14 protein-coding genes are annotated in these 18,204 nt (G+C 57.0%); 6 read left to right on the top strand and 8 right to left on the bottom strand.

Features of this window, described 5'->3' with window-relative positions; all coding sequences use genetic code 11:
• Positions 1-205 precede the first annotated feature (205 nt).
• Complete coding sequence (locus FXO11_RS17685) at positions 206-1,216, top strand: LacI family DNA-binding transcriptional regulator (RefSeq protein ID WP_148864260.1); 1,011 nt, start codon at positions 206-208, stop codon at positions 1,214-1,216.
• Between the two features lie 216 nt (positions 1,217-1,432).
• On the opposite strand, the gene FXO11_RS17680 is transcribed toward FXO11_RS17685, so the two are convergent.
• Complete coding sequence (locus tag FXO11_RS17680; RefSeq protein WP_148864259.1) at positions 1,433-6,004, bottom strand: EAL domain-containing protein; 4,572 nt, start codon at positions 6,002-6,004, stop codon at positions 1,433-1,435.
• Between the two features lie 244 nt (positions 6,005-6,248).
• Between FXO11_RS17680 and FXO11_RS17675 the strand changes: the two genes are divergently transcribed.
• On the top strand, positions 6,249-7,250 hold the full coding sequence (locus FXO11_RS17675; protein WP_148864258.1) for a Gfo/Idh/MocA family protein: 1,002 nt from the start codon (positions 6,249-6,251) through the stop codon (positions 7,248-7,250).
• 57 nt (positions 7,251-7,307) lie between these two features.
• On the opposite strand, the gene FXO11_RS17670 is transcribed toward FXO11_RS17675, so the two are convergent.
• The gene (locus FXO11_RS17670) at positions 7,308-7,820 is read right to left on the bottom strand and encodes a hypothetical protein (protein WP_148864257.1); all 513 of its coding nucleotides are present in this window, start codon (positions 7,818-7,820) and stop codon (positions 7,308-7,310) included.
• A 678-nt stretch (positions 7,821-8,498) separates the two neighbouring features.
• On the opposite strand from FXO11_RS17670, the gene FXO11_RS17665 reads away from it, so the two are divergent.
• The gene (locus FXO11_RS17665) at positions 8,499-9,449 is read left to right on the top strand and encodes a choline ABC transporter substrate-binding protein (protein ID WP_148864256.1); all 951 of its coding nucleotides are present in this window, start codon (positions 8,499-8,501) and stop codon (positions 9,447-9,449) included.
• 74 nt (positions 9,450-9,523) lie between these two features.
• Here the strand turns inward: FXO11_RS17665 and FXO11_RS17660 are convergent, their stop codons facing one another.
• The 3 genes from FXO11_RS17660 to FXO11_RS17650 all read right to left on the bottom strand — a co-directional run bounded on the left by FXO11_RS17660 (position 9,524) and on the right by FXO11_RS17650 (position 12,244).
• Positions 9,524-10,312, bottom strand: a complete 789-nt coding sequence (locus FXO11_RS17660) for a hypothetical protein (protein ID WP_148864255.1) — start codon at positions 10,310-10,312, stop codon at positions 9,524-9,526.
• Between the two features lie 126 nt (positions 10,313-10,438).
• Positions 10,439-10,816 (bottom strand): hypothetical protein, encoded by a 378-nt coding sequence (locus FXO11_RS17655; RefSeq protein WP_148864254.1) that lies wholly within the window; start codon positions 10,814-10,816, stop codon positions 10,439-10,441.
• 198 nt (positions 10,817-11,014) lie between these two features.
• Positions 11,015-12,244, bottom strand: coding sequence for an FAD-dependent oxidoreductase (locus tag FXO11_RS17650; RefSeq protein WP_168203197.1), 1,230 nt, complete (start codon positions 12,242-12,244; stop codon positions 11,015-11,017).
• Between the two features lie 274 nt (positions 12,245-12,518).
• Between FXO11_RS17650 and FXO11_RS17645 the strand changes: the two genes are divergently transcribed.
• Positions 12,519-13,223, top strand: coding sequence for a dienelactone hydrolase family protein (locus tag FXO11_RS17645; RefSeq protein ID WP_148864252.1), 705 nt, complete (start codon positions 12,519-12,521; stop codon positions 13,221-13,223).
• A 47-nt stretch (positions 13,224-13,270) separates the two neighbouring features.
• On the opposite strand, the gene FXO11_RS17640 is transcribed toward FXO11_RS17645, so the two are convergent.
• The gene (locus FXO11_RS17640) at positions 13,271-14,461 is read right to left on the bottom strand and encodes an AGE family epimerase/isomerase (RefSeq protein ID WP_148864251.1); all 1,191 of its coding nucleotides are present in this window, start codon (positions 14,459-14,461) and stop codon (positions 13,271-13,273) included.
• Between the two features lie 485 nt (positions 14,462-14,946).
• On the bottom strand, positions 14,947-15,900 hold the full coding sequence (locus tag FXO11_RS17635) for a bile acid:sodium symporter family protein (protein ID WP_148864250.1): 954 nt from the start codon (positions 15,898-15,900) through the stop codon (positions 14,947-14,949).
• A 229-nt stretch (positions 15,901-16,129) separates the two neighbouring features.
• On the opposite strand from FXO11_RS17635, the gene FXO11_RS17630 reads away from it, so the two are divergent.
• Positions 16,130-16,339, top strand: a complete 210-nt coding sequence (locus FXO11_RS17630) for a hypothetical protein (protein WP_148864249.1) — start codon at positions 16,130-16,132, stop codon at positions 16,337-16,339.
• A gap of 21 nt (positions 16,340-16,360) precedes the next feature.
• Here FXO11_RS17630 and FXO11_RS17625 read toward each other — a convergent pair whose 3' ends face one another.
• On the bottom strand, positions 16,361-17,146 hold the full coding sequence (locus tag FXO11_RS17625; RefSeq protein WP_148864248.1) for a substrate-binding periplasmic protein: 786 nt from the start codon (positions 17,144-17,146) through the stop codon (positions 16,361-16,363).
• 188 nt (positions 17,147-17,334) lie between these two features.
• On the opposite strand from FXO11_RS17625, the gene FXO11_RS17620 reads away from it, so the two are divergent.
• On the top strand, positions 17,335-18,108 hold the full coding sequence (locus FXO11_RS17620) for an SDR family oxidoreductase (protein WP_148864247.1): 774 nt from the start codon (positions 17,335-17,337) through the stop codon (positions 18,106-18,108).
• Positions 18,109-18,204: the final 96 nt, after the last annotated feature.

Below are 18,204 nucleotides of genomic sequence, written 5' to 3'. Positions count from 1 at the left end.
AAGCGAATAAAATAGGTTTTTTAAAGCAAGACACAGCGTTGGTGTTTAGATTTATGTAATCGATTGCATTATGATGACCAAGCTGACACCGCTGGTGCCGGGTTGGAATAGCGGTAGGGGCATTGAAATAGCGGCTGGCTTGGGAGACTCGGGGCTCGTGAAGACTGTGATAACATCGCGCAACTCGCATAACAAAAGCCATTCCATGCCGACGATAAAAGACGTTGCCAAGGCGGCGAATTGCTCCACGGCCACCGTGTCCCGCGCGCTTGCCAGTCCCGAAAAAGTCTCCGATGCTACGCGCCAAAGAGTGGCTCAGGCGGTGGCCGAGGTGGGCTATTCGCTGAATGCCGCGGCCCGTAACTTGCGCCGCAGTGAATCGCGCACCATCGTGGTGATCCTGCCGGATATCGCCAATCCGTTCTTCTCCGAGGTGATCAGCGGGCTCGAATCCGTGGCTCACCAAGCCGGCTACCAAGTGCTGCTGGGCGACGCCGGGCATAATCCCGAGCGGGTGAAGTCGTACTTCAACCTCGTGCCTTCGAACCAGGCGGACGGCATCATCCTGCTCACTACGGAAGTGCCCAGGGCCTTGGTCAAGGAGCGCCAGGCGGACTCCGGTTTCCCCCTGGTGGTGGCCTGCGAATACTTCGACAACCTGTCCCTGCCTACCATCCATATCGATAACGAACAGGCCGCCCACAAGGCCACCGAATACCTGATCTCACTGGGCCACCGGGCAATTGCCACCATCACCGGCCCTGGCCGGAACCCCATCTGCAAGGACCGGTTGGCGGGCTACAGGCGCGGTCTGGAAGGGGCCGGGCTCGAGAGTCCGCCCGACGGCGTACTGGAAGGCGACTTCAGCTTTCATTCCGGCTATGAGCAGGGTCGCATCCTGCTGCAACGTGACAGCCAGCGCCCGACGGCGATCTTCTGCCAGAACGACGAGATGGCCATTGGTGTGCTCAAAGCCGCGCGGGATCAGGGCGTAACGGTGCCGGGCCAGCTCTCGGTCGTCGGCTTCGACGATATCGGCTTCAGCCAATACTGCGAGCCGGAACTGACCACCGTGCACCAGCCCCGCCAGGCCATCGGCCGCACGGCCATGCGCCTGCTGCTGGATATTCTCAAGGACCGCAACGTGCCCTTCGATCAGACGCTCAAGACCCAGCTGATTGTGCGTGGCAGTACGGGGCGAGCGCCGGAAGGCTGATTCGCTGTCGGGGTTGCCAGAGGGATAGTCTACTTGTCGGTGTTGACCCGGGATTTCCGTCGCACTGTCCGCCGCTCTACCGGCCGGGGGCTCAAAGGTTGTCCTTTCTGTAGCTATTTTCTGGTAGAGGGTATCGGACGCCATCTGTGTCCAGTAGCGATGGTGAGCGCCAGCCAATCGTGGGGCGAGCATGATGCTCGCCTTCGGTGGCCTGCGTTATTCTTCCAGTTTGTCTGACGCGGTCTGTCTTTCGGATGCCATCTTGACGATCAGGCGTTCGGCATCGGAGGCGTCCAGCGGCGTCGACAGGTGGAAACCTTGCACGAAATCGTGTCCGGCGTCGTTGAGCAGCGCTAGCTGTTGCTGCGTTTCAATGCCCTCGATCACTGTCGTGTAACCAATCTCATTCAGCATGCGGATGATCGCACGCATGCGCTTGAGCTTGTCCAGGTTCTGCTCGATATCCTGGATCAAGCTGCGGTCCAACTTGATCTGGCGGATTGAGGCGAAATCTGTGATATAGCCGAAGTTGGAATAGCCGTTACCAAAGTCATCGATGGCTATGGTGGTATTCATGTCATGCAGGGATTGAAGGCCATTTACCAGGTCTTCAGACCGGTTGATTAGCGCGTTTTCAGTAATTTCAAAGGTCAGACGAGGACGATTTAGGTTGTTGTCCAATTCGGCCAGCAATGCGCTTATTTGAGAATGGTTCAGCAGGGTGCTGCTCGAAGGATCGATGTTAATTGCGTACTGTAGCGTTTCTGCCATCGGGCATTTGATAACCCACTCGGCATACTGCTTGAGAAACTCGTTGAAGACCCAAGTGTCCAAATCACGCCCGAAGCCGACGGAGCGGGCCAGAGGCAGAAATTCGTCTGGCTGCAGTGGGCCGAACGATGGGTGATTCCAACGTATTAGCGCCTCAAACCCGTAGAGGCGGTTACTGTCCGAGACATCAAAAATGGGCTGGTAAACCAGATAAAGGCCGATATCTTCACCATCGATCAGGCCCTTACGCAGCTCGCCTTCGATCTGCATTTGCTGCCACAGTTCGTTGCTGCGCCCCGGCTCGACGAAGGCTACCTTGGCCTTACCGCTTTGTTTGGCGCGGTACATGGCCATGTCGGCATTGCGGACCAGGGTTTCGGGGTTGTAGCCGTCTGTGGGGAAGAGGGCCACACCGATACTTACGGAAAGCAGTAGGTCGCCGTCTTCTGTCCGGTAGGGGCGGGAGATGGTGTCGACGATGCGCTGGGAGAAATGCTGTGCATCGGATGCGTCTTCGACACCATCGAGGATCAACACGAACTCATCGCCACTCATACGGGCAAAGGTGTCATTTTCTCGGGTCATTTTTTTTACGGTTTTCGTGAAATGCAGGAGCACCTCGTCGCCGACCTTGTGGCCGAGGGTATCATTGATCCGCTTGAAGTTGTCCACGTCCATGAACAGCAGGGCGAACGTTTTGTCCACGCGCTCCGCTCGGGCGATGGCTTCTTTCAACCGGGTATTGAATAGACGACGGTTGGGCAATTCCGTCAACTGATCAAAGGTGGCCAGTTTTTGTAGCTGTCGCTCTTTCTGTTTCAACAGGCTGACGTCGGTGGCTTGGAGTACGAACTGATCATCGAGAATATCCTGCCCAATGATCCGGTTGACGGATACCAGGAGTGAAATATCCGTGTGATCTATTGCTTCCTCGATCTCGCCTTGCCAGAAGCCATGTTTGTCAACATGCTTCCAGATCGCATCAAAATCATCGCGCTTGCTAAACAGGTTGAAATCGACCGCGTTGGGGTTACGATCGTGGGCACTTAGCCGGTTAGGTATGCCAAACAGGTTGCAGGCCGCTGGATTGGCATACTGGACTTGCCGCGAAGTATCGAGCACCAGGATGCTCTCCTGCGTGTGTTCGAACACTGATCGGGCGAAGGCGCTTTCACGCTGGGTTTCGAGTATGTTGGTTAAGTCGCTCTGGATGCCGACAAAGTGCGTGAGCTTGCCGTTTTCAAAGATGGGGGAAATGCTCAGATTGTTGTAGAACGGCGAGCCATCCTTACGGTAGTTGAGTATATGACAGCTGTGTTCCCGGCCATCGCTAAGCGCCTTACGAAGCGCGTTCCTGGTCGCCTTATCGGTGCCTTCACCTTGCAGGAAACGGCAATTGCGACCAAACACCTCTTCTTTCGAATAGCCAGTAATACGGGTAAATGCTTTATTGATATAGAGGATCGGCATGGTCGGTTTGGTGGCATCGACGATAACGATGCCTTGCTGTGCGGCTTCCAACGCCTTTCCCTGGACGTTGGACTGGGTCACGCTCTCGTCCAGTCGCCGGTAGGTGTCGAGTAGTTCAGTGTTGTTCCAAAAGACAATGACGGCGCCTTGCTGTTGACCATCGTTGTCCTTACAGGGGGTGCAGCTCATCCAATAGGACTTCTTGCCGACGATTTGGCGGTTTATCTCACCATCTACACGCCGAGCTTCCTCGACGATGGCAACCAGATTCGGCAGATCGTAGGGGCCATCCAGGCTGTTCAGACGCCGGCCGCGTAGCGATAAATCGAAGTTGAAAATTTCCTGGCAAGCCTGATTGTGATGCAGGATCTGGTATTGGTCATCCACCATGAGCAGCGGATGCGGCAGGCTGTCCTGGAGGTTTGTCAGGTCGCTATTCAGCGAAGCGATTTCTTCGGTCTTTACTTCCATCTCCTGGTTGACGGTCAGCAGTTCTTCGTTGGTCGACTGCAGTTCCTCATTCGAGGTTTCCAGTTCTTCATTGGTACTCTGCAATTCTTCATTGGATGATTGCAGTTCTTCATTGACCGACTGCAGTTCTTCATTGGAGGTCTCAAGCTCCTCAATCAGGGTCTGCAGATGTTCCCGGTTGACCGCCAATTCGTGTTGCAACTGGGCCACCTGTTCATTGGTTTGCTGATGGCCGTTGTTGTTGGCATCCATACGTTCGAACAGCTCGAAGCGCACAAAATAGAGTTTTTCTTTGGTTTTATCCGGCGCCACTGGAATGACCTCGAAAATCACCGACGTATTGTCGGTATGTACCGGGTTTGAACGGTTCAGACCAGGATTCTTGCGCGCTTTGAAAATCAGGCTTTTAAGCTCGAACTGATAGGTCGGCGCGATCAGATTCTGGATGTTAAGGCTGGGTTTCCCCGCCTTGACCTGGGAAATAGCGCTGATATCGCCGTAGATGAAACGGATGTCCAACAAGTCGTCAATGACAAAACCGGTGTTCACCAGGTAGTCGTTGACCGACGACTTGACGCGTTCATCCAGGGGTTTGGGCGGCTCCGGCTCCTCCGAGGGGGCTCGCTCGGACTTGCGCGAGGCGAAATCGACGCGCCCGAACTCCCGCAGGACTTTTTGGCTGGAGATGTCCTTGCGCCGGAATAGCTTTACGGTGCCGTCGATAACGTCGAAGATCTTGCTGGTCGGCAGTGACTCGGATTTACCAAGAAAAACGACGCCGCCAGGTTTGAGGGCGTAATGGAAGGTGCCCAGCACCCGTTGCTGCAGGCGGGTGCCAAAATAGATCATGACGTTACGACAGGCGATCATGTCCATATTGAGAAAAGGCGGGTCGGCGCTGAGGTTGTGGCGCGCAAAAATCACCATTTCCCGAATGGCTTTGTTGACCAGACAACCGTCGCCGATAGGCTGAAAATATCGGCGTCGTACGTCCTGGGGAATATTGCTGAGGCTTACGTCCTCGTAGAAACCCTTGCGAGCGATGTCCAGGGCGCGATTGTCGATATCTGTGGCGAAAATCTGGACTTTGTAGTGAGCGTAATCTCCGCCCAAAATTTGGTCCAGCATGATTGCCAGGCTGTAGGCTTCCTCGCCGGTGGCGCAACCGGCGACCCAAAAGCGGAGTTCATCCCCTTTGCTCTTCGTTTCCAGGATGCGCTTGATATAGGGCTTAAGATCCTTATAAATATCCTGGTCGCGAAAAAAACCGGTGACCGAGATCAGCAGATCTTGGTAAAGCAGAGCGAGCTCTTCCGGATGATCGCTCAAATAACGTCGGTATTCCGGGATAGTCGAGGTATTGGTGGCGACAATGCGGCGCAGGATGCGTCGATTAACGGTGCTGGGTTTGTATTCGGCGAAATTAACACCGTATTCGCTACGCAGCAGGCTGTAGATATCGGCGGCCCCCGCATCGGAAAGCCGGGTGGACGAGGTCCTCTCTGAAGAGTCATGCTGCCGGGCCAGGCGCTCGAGCTCCGCTCCGATCTCCTCGATCTTGAGCACCCGATCAACGGCGCCGGTCTCGATAGCCGCGGAAGGCATGCCGCCATATTTGGCGGTTTCCGGCTCCTGGACCAGCACGAAGCCGTCACGAGCTTTAATTTCGCGGCAACCCCGTGCTCCGTCCGAGCCTGTGCCAGACAGTACAACCCCGATGCCGCGGTCCCCATATTCCTCGGCGATCGAAACGAACAGTGCGTTAGCTGAAGGCTTCGGAACGCCGTAAGAGTGGGTTTCTTCCAGCAACAGACACCCGTCGCCAATCGTGGCATTGTGGCCGGGGGGAATAACGACAATCTGGCCCGCTTCCAAGCGTTGCCCATGCTCCGCGTTTCTGACTGGAATGGAGCTATCGCGCGACAACAGGGTTGCCAGCAAACTTTCGTGATCCGGAGCCAGATGCTGGGCAATGACCACCGTCAGCGCGTCAATATTTCTCAAGCCTTTGAGCACGCCAATCAGCGCCTCCAGCCCACCTGCAGACGCCGCTACACCAACGACCATGGGTTTCATAAAGACAGGTTTCCCGCGTAAAAAGTTTGCGTAGTCTAAATCGTGAGGACGAAAGGCCCAAAAACTAGCGAAAAGGGTTGTGCCGCGCAATTACACAAGACATGTTCGTTCTGGGTGGTAATTTAATGTTGAAGTTTACGGTGCAAGCAATACGACGGTTTGCTCATCTTCGATTATCGTTCGGAGAGGGTAATGACGGTTTTTCCGCAGGATTTACTGGTTGCGCCCAGGAGGTATTCCTCAGATGACATCTAAGTCCAACTTCCGCTGGGGCATTCTGGCCCCCGGCCGCATCGCCCATAAATTTGCTGAAGCGCTGGAGGTCGTAGGGGATGCGCAGCTATACGCCGTGGCCAGTCGCGATCCCTCGCGGGGTGAGCAATTTGCCCGGCGCTATCAGGGCAGCGATGTGCCGGTGAAGGTCTACCGCGAATACGCTGACCTGATCCGCGACCCCGCTGTCGATGCGATCTATATCGCTAACCCGCACCGGTTTCATGCGGACTGTGTCCGGCAATGCCTGGAGGCGGGCAAGCCGGTGCTTTGCGAAAAGCCACTGACCGTGAACGCGGCGCAGGCCGAAGCGCTGTTCCAATTGGCCGAAGAGCGCAATGTTTTCCTGATGGAAGCGCTGTGGACGCGGTTTCTTCCCGCGTGGCAGCAAGTCCGGCGTTGGATCGACGAAGGCGCTATCGGCCAGGTGCATTCGGTAAACGCCAACTTCTGCTTCAAAATACCGTTTCAGGCCGACGACCGCTTATGGGATATCGAGCAGGCGGGTGGCGTGCTGCTGGATATGGGCGTCTACCCGCTGAACTTGTCCAACTTTGTGTTCGGGCGCGGACCGGATCGCATTCAGTCCAGTGTGCTCAAGGGTGAAACCGGGGTGGATGTACGCACGGCCGCCTTGCTGGATTACGGCGATGGCGTGAGTACCTTCACCTGCAGCTTCCTTGCCCGGCGTGACAATGGCTTCCAGATTGAGGGGAGTCGCGGGGTCATTCAGATGGAAAGCAACTTCTGGAGTGCAACGCGAGCAACGCTGAAACCGTTCGATGGTGAATCGCAGTTATTCGAGCAGCCTCATCGCGCCAATGGCTTCGAGTATCAGATCGAAGCCGCCATGGCGGATATCCGGGCGGGACGTCTGGAGAATGCGGTGATCCCGTGGGCCGATACGTTGGCCACGCTACGGGTGATCGACCAGGTGCTGGCGACAGGTGGGGTGGTGTATCCGTTTCTTTAAACGACCGCAGTGAGCCAAGACCCCGGAGCGACCGGGGCCTTGGTTGTCTGTCATCTGCTAGAAGTTGAAGCCAATACCGGCACTGTAAGCCCAGGCGCCGTCATCGAAGTTGTCGTCGGCATCGCCGGCGCTATCGAAGAACACCTGGTACTCGACCTGAGCGGTAATGAACGTCTTTGGTTTGACGTAGTACTTCACGCCGCCTTCTGGACCGGCGAAGAAGGTTTCGTCGGTATCGTCACCGTAGATGCCGCCGATGTTGGCGCCCAGGAAAGGCTGCCACTGACCTGCGTCGAAGTGATAGTCGGCGAATACCCGCGAGGCGCCGCTCCAGCTTGATCCTGCTTCCGAATCGGAGAAGCCGGCGCTTTGACGCAGGCCCAGCAATACGCTTTCAGTGTAAAACTGCCCGATATCGAAACTGACTGCAGCGGTATTGTTATCGAAATCCGTGTCACTGGAGCCGGAGCCGGTCAGTGTGAAAAGCCGATCGCCTACCGAGGGGTCGGCAGAAGCCAGAGCCGGCGACAGGGACAGACAGATGACAGCGAGGGATGTTTTCCATTGCATGGTAGCGATCTCCTATTGGTCCGGCGCTGGCTGCGCCAAGTTTCACCGGAACCTTGGTCCTTTTTCTTTCCATTACCGGCTCGTGCGCCGGGTTCCGGAAGTAGTATTTCACTGCTACTACGACTGAGCGTAAGACAGGGTTCGAAGAAAATTAACGTGGTCGCCTCACTTGTAATGTGCAGTGAAGACCTCGCCAGTTGGAAGACTTACCCTCATCTAAGGTATTGAAGGGACGGTTGTCGCGTTTTTGTCGAGACGCGAATCGCATCGATCTTTTATCTTTCTTCGTGAGGTACTTCTTGTAACTATATGAATTTATTTACCATATTTGCTTTATAAATTCGATGAGGTGCCGAGCGTGTGTCGTGTTACTAGTCCCGTTCCTAGTTTCTCTCAGGTTGCTGGTGAACGGATGCCTTCGACCTGTCATATTTTATCGGCATGCGCTGCGTCGAAGAGATTCTTTTTAAAGTTAAACAAACTTAATCTGATGGCGGCCTAACGGACCGTGTTTCGCCTGTTCAGGTCCCGCCATTTGGCCTTTTTCAGGCCGCTGTTCCGAGGTATCGATCAACGCGGTGAGCGCGCAGATTGATCGCGCCGAACGATTCGTAGTCAACTGAACACCGAGATCAGCAGAACTCGAAAAAGTGCACTAGACCAATAGGAGAGCCCCACATGCATGACCGAATGCGAACGCTTAAACAGGTGGCGCTGGCAGGCGTCTGCGTTATGAGCTTGGCCCAGGCTCAGGCGGCCGTGCCGGAGGAATGCCAGACCGTCCGCTTTAGCGACCCGGGTTGGACCGACATCAATGTCACCAATGCGATAACGACCACTCTGCTTGAAGGGCTGGGTTACGAAACCAGTATTGATCTGCTCTCCGTTCCCATTGGCTTCAAATCGCTGCAGAACAATGACATCGACGTCTTCCTGGGGAATTGGATGCCGGCACAACAGACGTTTGCCGACCAGTACGAGGGCGGCTACGAGCGTATTCGCGCGAACCTGGAAGGGGCAAAATTCACACTGGCGGTGCCGCAGTCTGTGAAAGACGCAGGCATTAACAGCTTCTCCGATCTCGACAAGCATGCGGAGAAATTCGATAAACGCATTTACGGGATCGAGCCGGGTGCGCCGGCCAACAACCTGATCCAGAAGATGATCGATGCCGACGAATTCGGTCTGGGCGATTGGAGGCTCGTCGAATCCAGCGAGCAAGGCATGCTCAGCCAGGTCAATCGTGCGGCCCGGCGGGACGAATTTATGGTCTTCCTGGCGTGGGAGCCGCATCCGATGAACCTGCAGCAGGACCTGGCCTACTTGTCCGGGGGCGATGAGTACTTCGGCCCCAACTACGGTGGCGCGACGGTTTATACGCTAACCCGAAACGGTTACACCGAGACCTGTGCCAATGTGGGTGAACTGCTGAACAACCTGGAATTCACCCTGGATATGGAAAGCGAGATCATGGGCGCGATCCTGAACGAAGGGGAGGACGCAGGCGAAGCCGCACAGCAATGGCTCAGCCAGCATCCGGATGTGTTGGATACATGGCTTGCCGGCGTAAAAACCGTGGATGGCGAGCCCGGCCTGCCGGCGGTAAAGCAGCACTTGGACGCACGCTAGATTTGGCACGATCAATACAAGGGCAGATGCGGCTTCGCGGATGCCCTTGTATCCTGGGCGCCCTGGACTAACCGTTAGATGTTGGCGTGTTGCTTTTGCTCGAGGTTGTGCTCGCCGACTTGTCGCAGGCCCAGTTCCTGCCTGTAAAGCAGGTTGCCCAGACTCATCACCACCGTTTCTATATCCATATTCGGTGGGTTTCCCTGCTTATCCGGTTCGTCAGCCTGCTCCAGCGGGATGAGCCGTCGCAGTAGATCCAGCAAGCTGATCAAAAGATCGACAGACGCGAAATCATCCGGCGGCGTCGTCATCTGCTGTTGCACACAAGCCTTGGCCTGCTGGGCGATCACCGCTTGGTGCCAGTTCAGTCCGTGCATGCTAAGCGCCTTCATGCTTTCGAAACGTTGCTGGCGCTCCAATCTCAGGGCCTCCATGCAGGTTTCCTCCGCATGTGAGTCGCCGGCCCTGTTGCGGGCGATACTCGCCAGCCGGAAATCCACCTGGCCCGACTGCCGGCGCTTCTCAAATTCGCTCTGTAGGCTTTGACGGGCCTGGGGCAGGAATTTGTTGACGGCCCGCTGCCGTGTCTGAGCCAACGCGTCGCCTTCCGCTTCACCGATCAACAGTTGCATGAGCTGCACGCAGTGGATCAGGTCGTGCCACAGTGACGGCTCGATTCGGGCGGGGTCGTCCGGAAGTAACTGTGTAATGGATTTGGCATCGAAATAGAGGGCGGTGATTTCGCGCTCGGCCAGGCTGGCGTGGGCGATGACGTGCTTAAGTCCCAGTCGCTCGATCTCATGCAGCAGGCTGGGTATCAACAGGAGAATATAATGCTGTGCGCCACGTGAGAGTGCTGCCATTGCGTCTCCTTGAGGCTCGTGCATCCTTTCGAATCTGGATGCCCTGTATTCAACGTAGCACGTTTTGGCCCGTAGCGAGAGCATGGCGTTTTTGACGCTCCGCCTTCAGCGCATCTATCGGATGCATCAGCCGCACTGGTTCTGGATACGCTGCAGCTCTTGCTTGTAGGTAGGGAGTTGGATGGCGTGGCTCGTATTGTCGGCGTCGAAACGCAAGGTCTTGCCGGCCCATTCCGGATGCTTGTCGATCATACGTTCGTAAGTTGCGCTCATGGTTTCGATCGATTGCTTGCCGCACAGGCAGCCCGACAGCTCACGATTTTCCTGACGGCATGTGGTGGCGTCATCCATCACCGCGTCGAGGCTGCGGGACAGCGCCATGGCGTCGGGGATGTTTTCGTCGGCAACGGACAGGAATTGAGCGTCGGCGCTAGCCCAGCCAGCAGTGGTGAAGAGAGCGGCGAAGAGAGCGATCAGGGCGAGGTCTTTCACCATAGCGTTCATCGGTTTGATTTCCTTTTCAGCATGCCGGTTTGCTCCCTGTTTAAGCGGGAACCTGCTTCTTGCTCTAAGGAACCTCTGAGTCTCCAATAGACTCAATCAGCGGTTTCATAGGGCTTTGTTTTCAGGGGTTTTGTCTAATGTCGGAGAAACGGGCGGGCGAATCAAGTGTGTTCGGCTCTCAACGGTAAACTGGCGGCATCAGCCGATGCGGTCAACGATAGCCTGCGCCGACTGCACCGCTGATTCCAGTAGCGGAACACCTTCGTAAGCCCAGGAGCCGCAGAAGAACACCGCTCGATCCGTCTCACGGTGCCAGCGCTGGAGCTGCGCGTGTACCTGAGCCGTACCGGTATGGACCACGGCCCGCTGCATGGGAAAGCGGCCCAGAACCTGAGCCGCATCGGGTTCGTAAAGTGGGTTCCAGGTTTGGAAGACGGGTGGCCGTCCTTCCATCGTGGGTTCGACAGCGTTCACCCAGACCGTGAACATCGGCTTCTGCAGTTCCCGGTCCATCTGGAAGCTGAGTGCCGTCCAGTCCTGCCGGCGCCGGGGCATGAAGCGTTCGTCGCGGTGAACCCAAAGTTCGCCGTCGGCGAAGGGGATATCGCTGAGTACGCGCCGCTCTTCGGCGAATTGGCTGCTGTCCAGAAAATCCAGATCGTTCGCCTGGGTTGCCACAATAACCCGGTCGAACACGCCCCTGTCGCCCCGTGCATTGCCGACCTGCACGCCGTCGCTTACGTTTTTCACTTCTGTCACGGGGCTGCCGGAGGTGATCTCGAGCCCTTTTACGAGTTGCTCCACCAGCTCGGACGTGCCGCCTTTGAGCCGATACAACGAGGCCTGCCCGAGAATGCCGTCGAGCATGGGTAGGAGCTGATCCGCCGGCCAAGCCAGGAGATGGTCTTCGTCGCAGGTACAGATCGTGGTTAGCACCGGTAACATCAGGCCGCGCCAGAATAGGGGATCGAGGGAATACCGTGTCAGTACGTCCCCCAACGTCATATGGGTGGGCGTGGTCTTGAGGTTGCGAGTGAGGCGAGCCAACTGGAGTCGGCCGCGGGTCAGGCGCAGGGTCCGCCCGTTCAGAAAGCGGCCAGAGCCCACAAAAGGCCATTGGAGAACGGGCAGGCGTCCGCTACGGAACCAGGTGGTGCCGTCGAGCCAACTGCAGGCGGTTCGTGTCGATACCGAAAAGGTGTCCACGCCCAGGCTCTTGGCCAGGGCCAGCATACCGGGCCAGAAATCCGGGCTCATTACCCGTAGCGGGACATCGACGATGCCGCCATCCACCGTCATGGAATGGGCATCCATGCCGTGGCCCGCTTCGGCCTCGAATAGGGTCACCGAATGGCCGTTTTGCCGGCACCCATAGGCGGCGGCCAGACCCGCCATGCCGCTGCCAACGACTGCAATGGAATATGTCATTCTGGTTCCTCGATTGGAATATGACGTAAGAATGTCATCTAAGGGCAGGGTTGTCCTTATCATGGACGAACTCACCAGACAGGCTACGGAAACCTCAACCGATGCGCATCCGAATGCTATGCCCGTGGGAGTGGATGCAGGATTGATCAAAGTTAAGCCAGTACCTCCCTCCGGACGGCCCTCGACTGATACACTTTTCTACGCTCCATGAATACCGCGTCCATGTTCTATCACGCTTTTGAGTCCTCAAACGCACTCAGGACAGGAGAATCCTATGACCCAGCCAGCCATCCCCACCCAATGGATCGACATCAACAGCGACGATGGCCAGACCTTCAAAGGTTATCTGGCGCTACCGCCCGCCGGTAAAGGCCCTGGTATCGTGCTGATTCAGGAAATCTTCGGTGTGAATCACCACATTCGCGCCGTGGCCGAGCAGTATGCTTTGGCCGGCTACGTGGTGCTTGCGCCGGACGTGTTCTGGCGCCAGGAGCCGGGCGTTGAACTGACCTATGAAGGCGCGGATATGGATAAGGCACGCAGCCTGGTGGGTCAGATCGACTTTGCCGAAGCGGTCAAGGATCTGGCAACGACGACAACGGCCCTACGCGACCGCCCGGAATGTGAAGGCGACGTGGCCGCCGTCGGCTACTGCATGGGTGGCATTCTCGCCTTTCTGGCGGCCGTACGTGCGGGCGTCGACCGTGCCGCAAGCTTTTATCCCGGCGGTATCGCCAAGCACTTGGACAAGGCCGCTGAATTAACAGTCCCCGTCCAGTTCCACTTTGGGGGTAACGACGCCCATATTACCGACGACCACGTGAGCCAGACCCGCCAGGCTTTTGCTGATCGCAGCGACGTGGACATTCACGTCTACGACGGTGCCGAACACGGCTTCAATTGCTGGGCGCGCGGGTCCTACCAGCGCCACGCGGCGGCACTGTCGCATGGGCGGGTGCTGTCCTTCCTCGAAGACTGAATAGTCTGAAACGGCGGCGTAGACGACTGCGCCCCTTTTATGTCTCGCTATTCCCCGCGTAAGCAGCGGATGACGTCGTAACAGGCGCCCATGGTGTGGTAATCGGTTTTTCCGGCGGGGCTCTTTTCGTCGGAATACTTCCGATTGTCGTTGGTCAGAATGCGGTACCAAGCGCCGTATTCGTGGTCGATGAAGTGCGTCCAGGCGTAGTCCCAGATCCGGTTGTACCAATCCCAGTATTTCGTTTCGCCTGTCACCTTGGCGAGTCGTGCCGCCGCCGCGAAGGTTTCAGCTTGCACCCAGAAATACTTGTCGCCGTCGCAAATGCTGCCGTCCGGCGCGAAGCCGTACACGATGCCGCCGTGTTCATCGTCCCAGCCGTGGGCCAGGGCGCTGTCGAAAAGCACGCGTGCGCGATCGATCATCCAAGGTTCGGGCCGGTGGCGATGCAGTGTCAGCAGCAGTTTTGTCCACTCGGTCTGGTGCCCGGGCTGGAAGCCCCAAGGGCGGAATAGGTGGCTCGGGTTGTCGCGGTTGTAGTCCCAGTCGATCTGCCAATTCTCGTCGTAATGCTCCCAAATCAACCCATCGCCTTGAGCCGCCTGCCGCTGGCAGATGTTCTGGGCAAGGGTGTAGGCACGCTCGAGGTAAGTTGTCTCGCCGGTGGCTTCGAAGGCTGCCAGCATCGCCTCGCAGGTGTGCATGTTGGCGTTCTGGCCCCGGTAGGACGAAAGTTCGGACCAGTCCGAACTGGCTTCGTCGGCGTAAAGCCCCGCCTCAGGCTGCCAGAAATGCTTTTCCATCAGATCGAACGTCTTGCCGATACCCGGGTGGGCTTCGTCGATACCGCATTCGTAAGCCGTGGCGTAGGCCAGCAGTACGAACGCCGTGCCGTAGCAATGGCGGGTGCTGTCTTCCGGCTTGTGGTTATCCAGCGTCCAGGCGTAGCCCCGATGGCTGGGCTCCCAGTGCACATTGGCTAAATAGGCTAGGCCGTGCCGGGCGAGATCGAGATAGTCCGGACGATTGAAGAAGCGGCCCGCCTTGGCGTAGTTGAAAACGAAGCGCGTCGAGCTGACCAGGTGGCGATGATGCGCGTTATACACACTGCCGTCGTCACGGAAATACTGGAAAAAACCGCCCTCGGGGTCCTTGCAGCGGCCTTCGTAGAACGCCAGGGTGTCCTGGATGTGCCGGGTCAGGAATGCGGGGCTCTGAAAGTCGGGAGAAGCTGTCACGTGGGTCACCGTCCGGGTCAGGGTTTCTTTTAGCTTTTAGCCTGCCATCATAGAGGATCGACCCGGCGCGTTCAGTGCGCTCAAAGTATGAGTGCGGTGAGGCCAACGTTTCGACGCGCATAAAAAAGCCAAGCTAGGAGCTTGGCAGCAATGCAGATATCGAGCGTCTCTACTCTTTCCTGTAAATCCGGGGTGCTGTGAATCTGGGGTGTCTCAAGCCTGGAAAAAGGCTGGCCCGAAGGACGGGCCAGCAAGACAGGCTCATAAAACACTTCACTAGCATGTACTCTCGAGAACCCGGAATAGATCAACCCAGGTTAGTTTTTTGGCTTTTGTTACAGAGATTTAAAAGGATCGGGGGAGGGGTAAAGCAAAAAAGCTGGCGTGGAGGCCAGCTAAGTAAGGGGTACTTATCGATACATCACCCATTAGATTATCAGCGCGACCATTAATCGCCCTTAACATGAGTCAGTCTTTGCTCTTTCTCAGGATCCTGTATCGGCCGGCTCTATAGTCTGGCGATCCTCCAACGGCCGCCGCTTCCAATATCCCGCCAGCAGCGACCCGGAAACGTTGTGCCAGATTGAGAACAGCGCCCCCGGCAAGGCTGCCGTGGCGGTGAAAAACTGATTGGCGAGAGCTACAGCAAGGCCGGAGTTCTGCATGCCTACTTCGATAGCCATGGTCCTGGCGACCCGCTGGCTGAAGCCGAACAGACGGCCGATCCCGTAGCCACCGGCCAGGCCGAGCATGTTGTGTAGCACCACCGCAACAATCACCAGAGGGCCTAAGGTCGCGAGCCGGCTTGCGTTCAAAGCCACCACGATAGCAATGATAAACACGATGGCGGCCATGGCCAGGGTCGCCAGCGCCGGCTCCATGCGCTTGATCTGTTTGCCCAGGAAGTGGTGGACGATCACCCCCAGGACGACCGGGCCTATAACCAGTTGGGCAATACTCACGAACATGCCGAACACCGGCACATCAACGGTCTGGCCTACCAGGAGTTGGGTGAGCAGTGGCGTTGCCGCCACGGACACGATGGTCGATGTCAGCGTCATGGACACCGACAGCGCCACATGGCCGTTAGCCAGCCAGGTAATCACGTTCGAGGCCGTGCCGCCGGCAGTCGCGCCGACCAGGAACATGCCGATTGTCAGTTCCGGCGACAACCTAAGAAACCACGCTACAAACAGCGCGGCCAGAGGCATCACGGTGAATTGGAGGAGTACGCCGACGGCCACAGGCTGCGGCGCTCGCAGCACCCCCATGAAATCATGGCGCGACAGCGTTAGACCCATGGCAAACATGATGACCGCGAGCAGCAGTTTGATTAGCGAGGCGAAGTCGGTGAACCAGCCGGGCTGCCAGGCGGCAATCGCCGCAAACAGGATAGCCCAGACCGGAAACAGGCGGTTGATGCGTTCGAAAAGAGCCATGGAAAAACCCTGACGTTTTTATGGTAGAAGATCGCTTTGTTCAGGTCAGCGAATTAGCCGGACACTAGCTTTTGGAGCCTTAGCCTACGTCAAAAGCCGCAGAAGGTCGCGGCCGAGTTAAACGTCGCGCATCGATGTGAAAGATTGCAACAAACGTATCCTATGATTAGGCGCTTATCGCACTGAGCGCGTATGGTGTGTTGACGAGCTATTAAGAGAGACAGGTCTGATGGATCAATCGATCGTTGTTCACATCAATGAACGGGGTGAAGTACATTTTTTGGCCGGCGAAGCGCGGGCGGCAACGCTGCTCGACATTGGCGGAACGCCCTACGCGGTTGACGATCTGGGTGACCGTGTACTGCTGGAAAAGCGGGATGGCAGAATCATGGTAATTCGCGAGTCGGATATCCAGGCTGCGAACCAGAGACTGGACTGATTCCGGTCAGGCTTCGCGTTTCTATTCCACTCGAAGAGTGTCATTCGACACCAACTGGCTCGCCGGCAGCATTATTCTCTCCAACTGAAGCTGCGCCCGGAAAATGTTGTGCTGATCTTCCAGGTAGCCGCTGCTCTGAAGCCTTTCCATGACCCTCTGGACGTCCGGTGCCAGCGCTACATGCTTCTTATGGAGGTAGTGGTAGACCGGGATCACTTTCAACGGCTTGGCCACGATGCGTACGTTGGCGTAATTTTGCGTCTGAACGAAAAAGGCGCCACCCAATTCAGAGGCAATAGCCACATCGATCCGGCGTTTCGCCAACACCGCCATAAGCTGCTCGGTCGTGTCCAGGAAGACGACCTCGACCGGTCGGGATGATTCGATACCAAAGTCGATTCCGCGCAATTGCCCGACCCGCAACGTTGCCGTCGAGGGCTGCGCCAGTTTAGGTAGCTGTTCCAGCGTAGAGAAGACCACAAGGTTTATGTGGGTCAGGGGCACTGGAATGCGCGTGACTTCCTGCACCTGATCGTCCAGTCCGGCAACGCGGCCCATGCTGCCATCGAGCTGGCCGCTGGACAGCATGGCGATTTCCCGTGCGGGCGGCGTCTCCATTACAGTGATCTCGATGCCCACTTCCCGGTAGATCGCTTCGATGAGCGGTTGGCCGACCCGGTTAAACGGGTTGCCGGGTATCATCGCAAAAGTGAGTGTTCGCGGCAGATCATTGGCGCAAACGGAAGTGAAGGGTAATGTAAGGAGCCATCCGATAAGGACAAAACAAGCCGTACGAAGTGGTTTCATAAGGCCTCTCTAAGGGTGCGGGCTCTCCGTTCCATGCCCAAGGCCCAGCGACGTTTTTAAAGCATGTATTAAAGAGTAGCTCTAAATCTGGTCAAAAACACACGCCGTGTGTTGAGCCGGTGAACCACGCGATGTGTCCGGTAACTCACACGGTTATTAAACCATCGGAGCCGGAAAAGGAGGCATCCATGAGCAATGAACAACGGGTCGTGTTGATCACCGGTGGTGCACAAGGTATCGGCCAGGGCATAGCCGCCTATCTTCTTGGCAAGGGCTGGCGTGTGGCTATATGCGACAAAAACGAGGCCGCAGGCCAACGCTGTGTCACCGACATGAAGACTGACGGTAGCGATGACTTGCTGTTCGTGAAGACCGATGTGTCGGTTGAGGCCGATGTTCGCGAGGCCATTGAAAAAACTGTCGCCTGGGGCGGCCGCCTGGACGCACTGGTCAACAATGCGGGGTTGGCGGACCCGGAAACCGGGCCGGTCGAGGCCCTGGACCTGGCGCAATGGCAGCGCCGGCTGGATGTAAATCTGACCGGACCCTTCCTGATGACTAAATACGCCGTGCCCCACCTGCGAAAAACGCAGGGCAGCATCGTTAACATGGCGTCTTCCCGGGCGCTCCAGTCCGAACCGGATACCGAAGCCTACGCAGCCACCAAGGGTGGGGTCGTGGCGCTGACTCATGCCTTGGCAATCAGTCTCGGACCTAACATCCGCGTGAACGCAGTCAGTCCCGGGTGGATCGATGTCCGCGCCAGGCAGGCGGATTCGCCAGCCGAAATCGAGCCTCTATCAGCAACGGATCACCAGCAGCACCCGGCAGGCCGAGTGGGCGTGCCGGACGATATCGCCTCCATGGTGGCGTACCTGATTTCACCGGAAGCCGGTTTTATGACCGGCCAGAATGTGGTGATCGATGGGGGGATGACGCGAAAGATGATTTACGAGGAGTAATTGCCATTGAAAATCGCGTCGCTTCTGATTCTAGGACGGGGCAACTCATTTAACTTTCTACGTGCCCTGTTCGACTGGCGATCTGAATAAGATGGC

Source organism: Marinobacter fonticola (genome assembly GCF_008122265.1).
Classification (GTDB): Bacteria; Pseudomonadota; Gammaproteobacteria; order Pseudomonadales; family Oleiphilaceae; genus Marinobacter_A; species Marinobacter_A fonticola.
The sequence above is the reverse complement of the archived record's forward strand: the minus strand, read 5'-3'. Positions and strand labels throughout refer to the sequence as shown.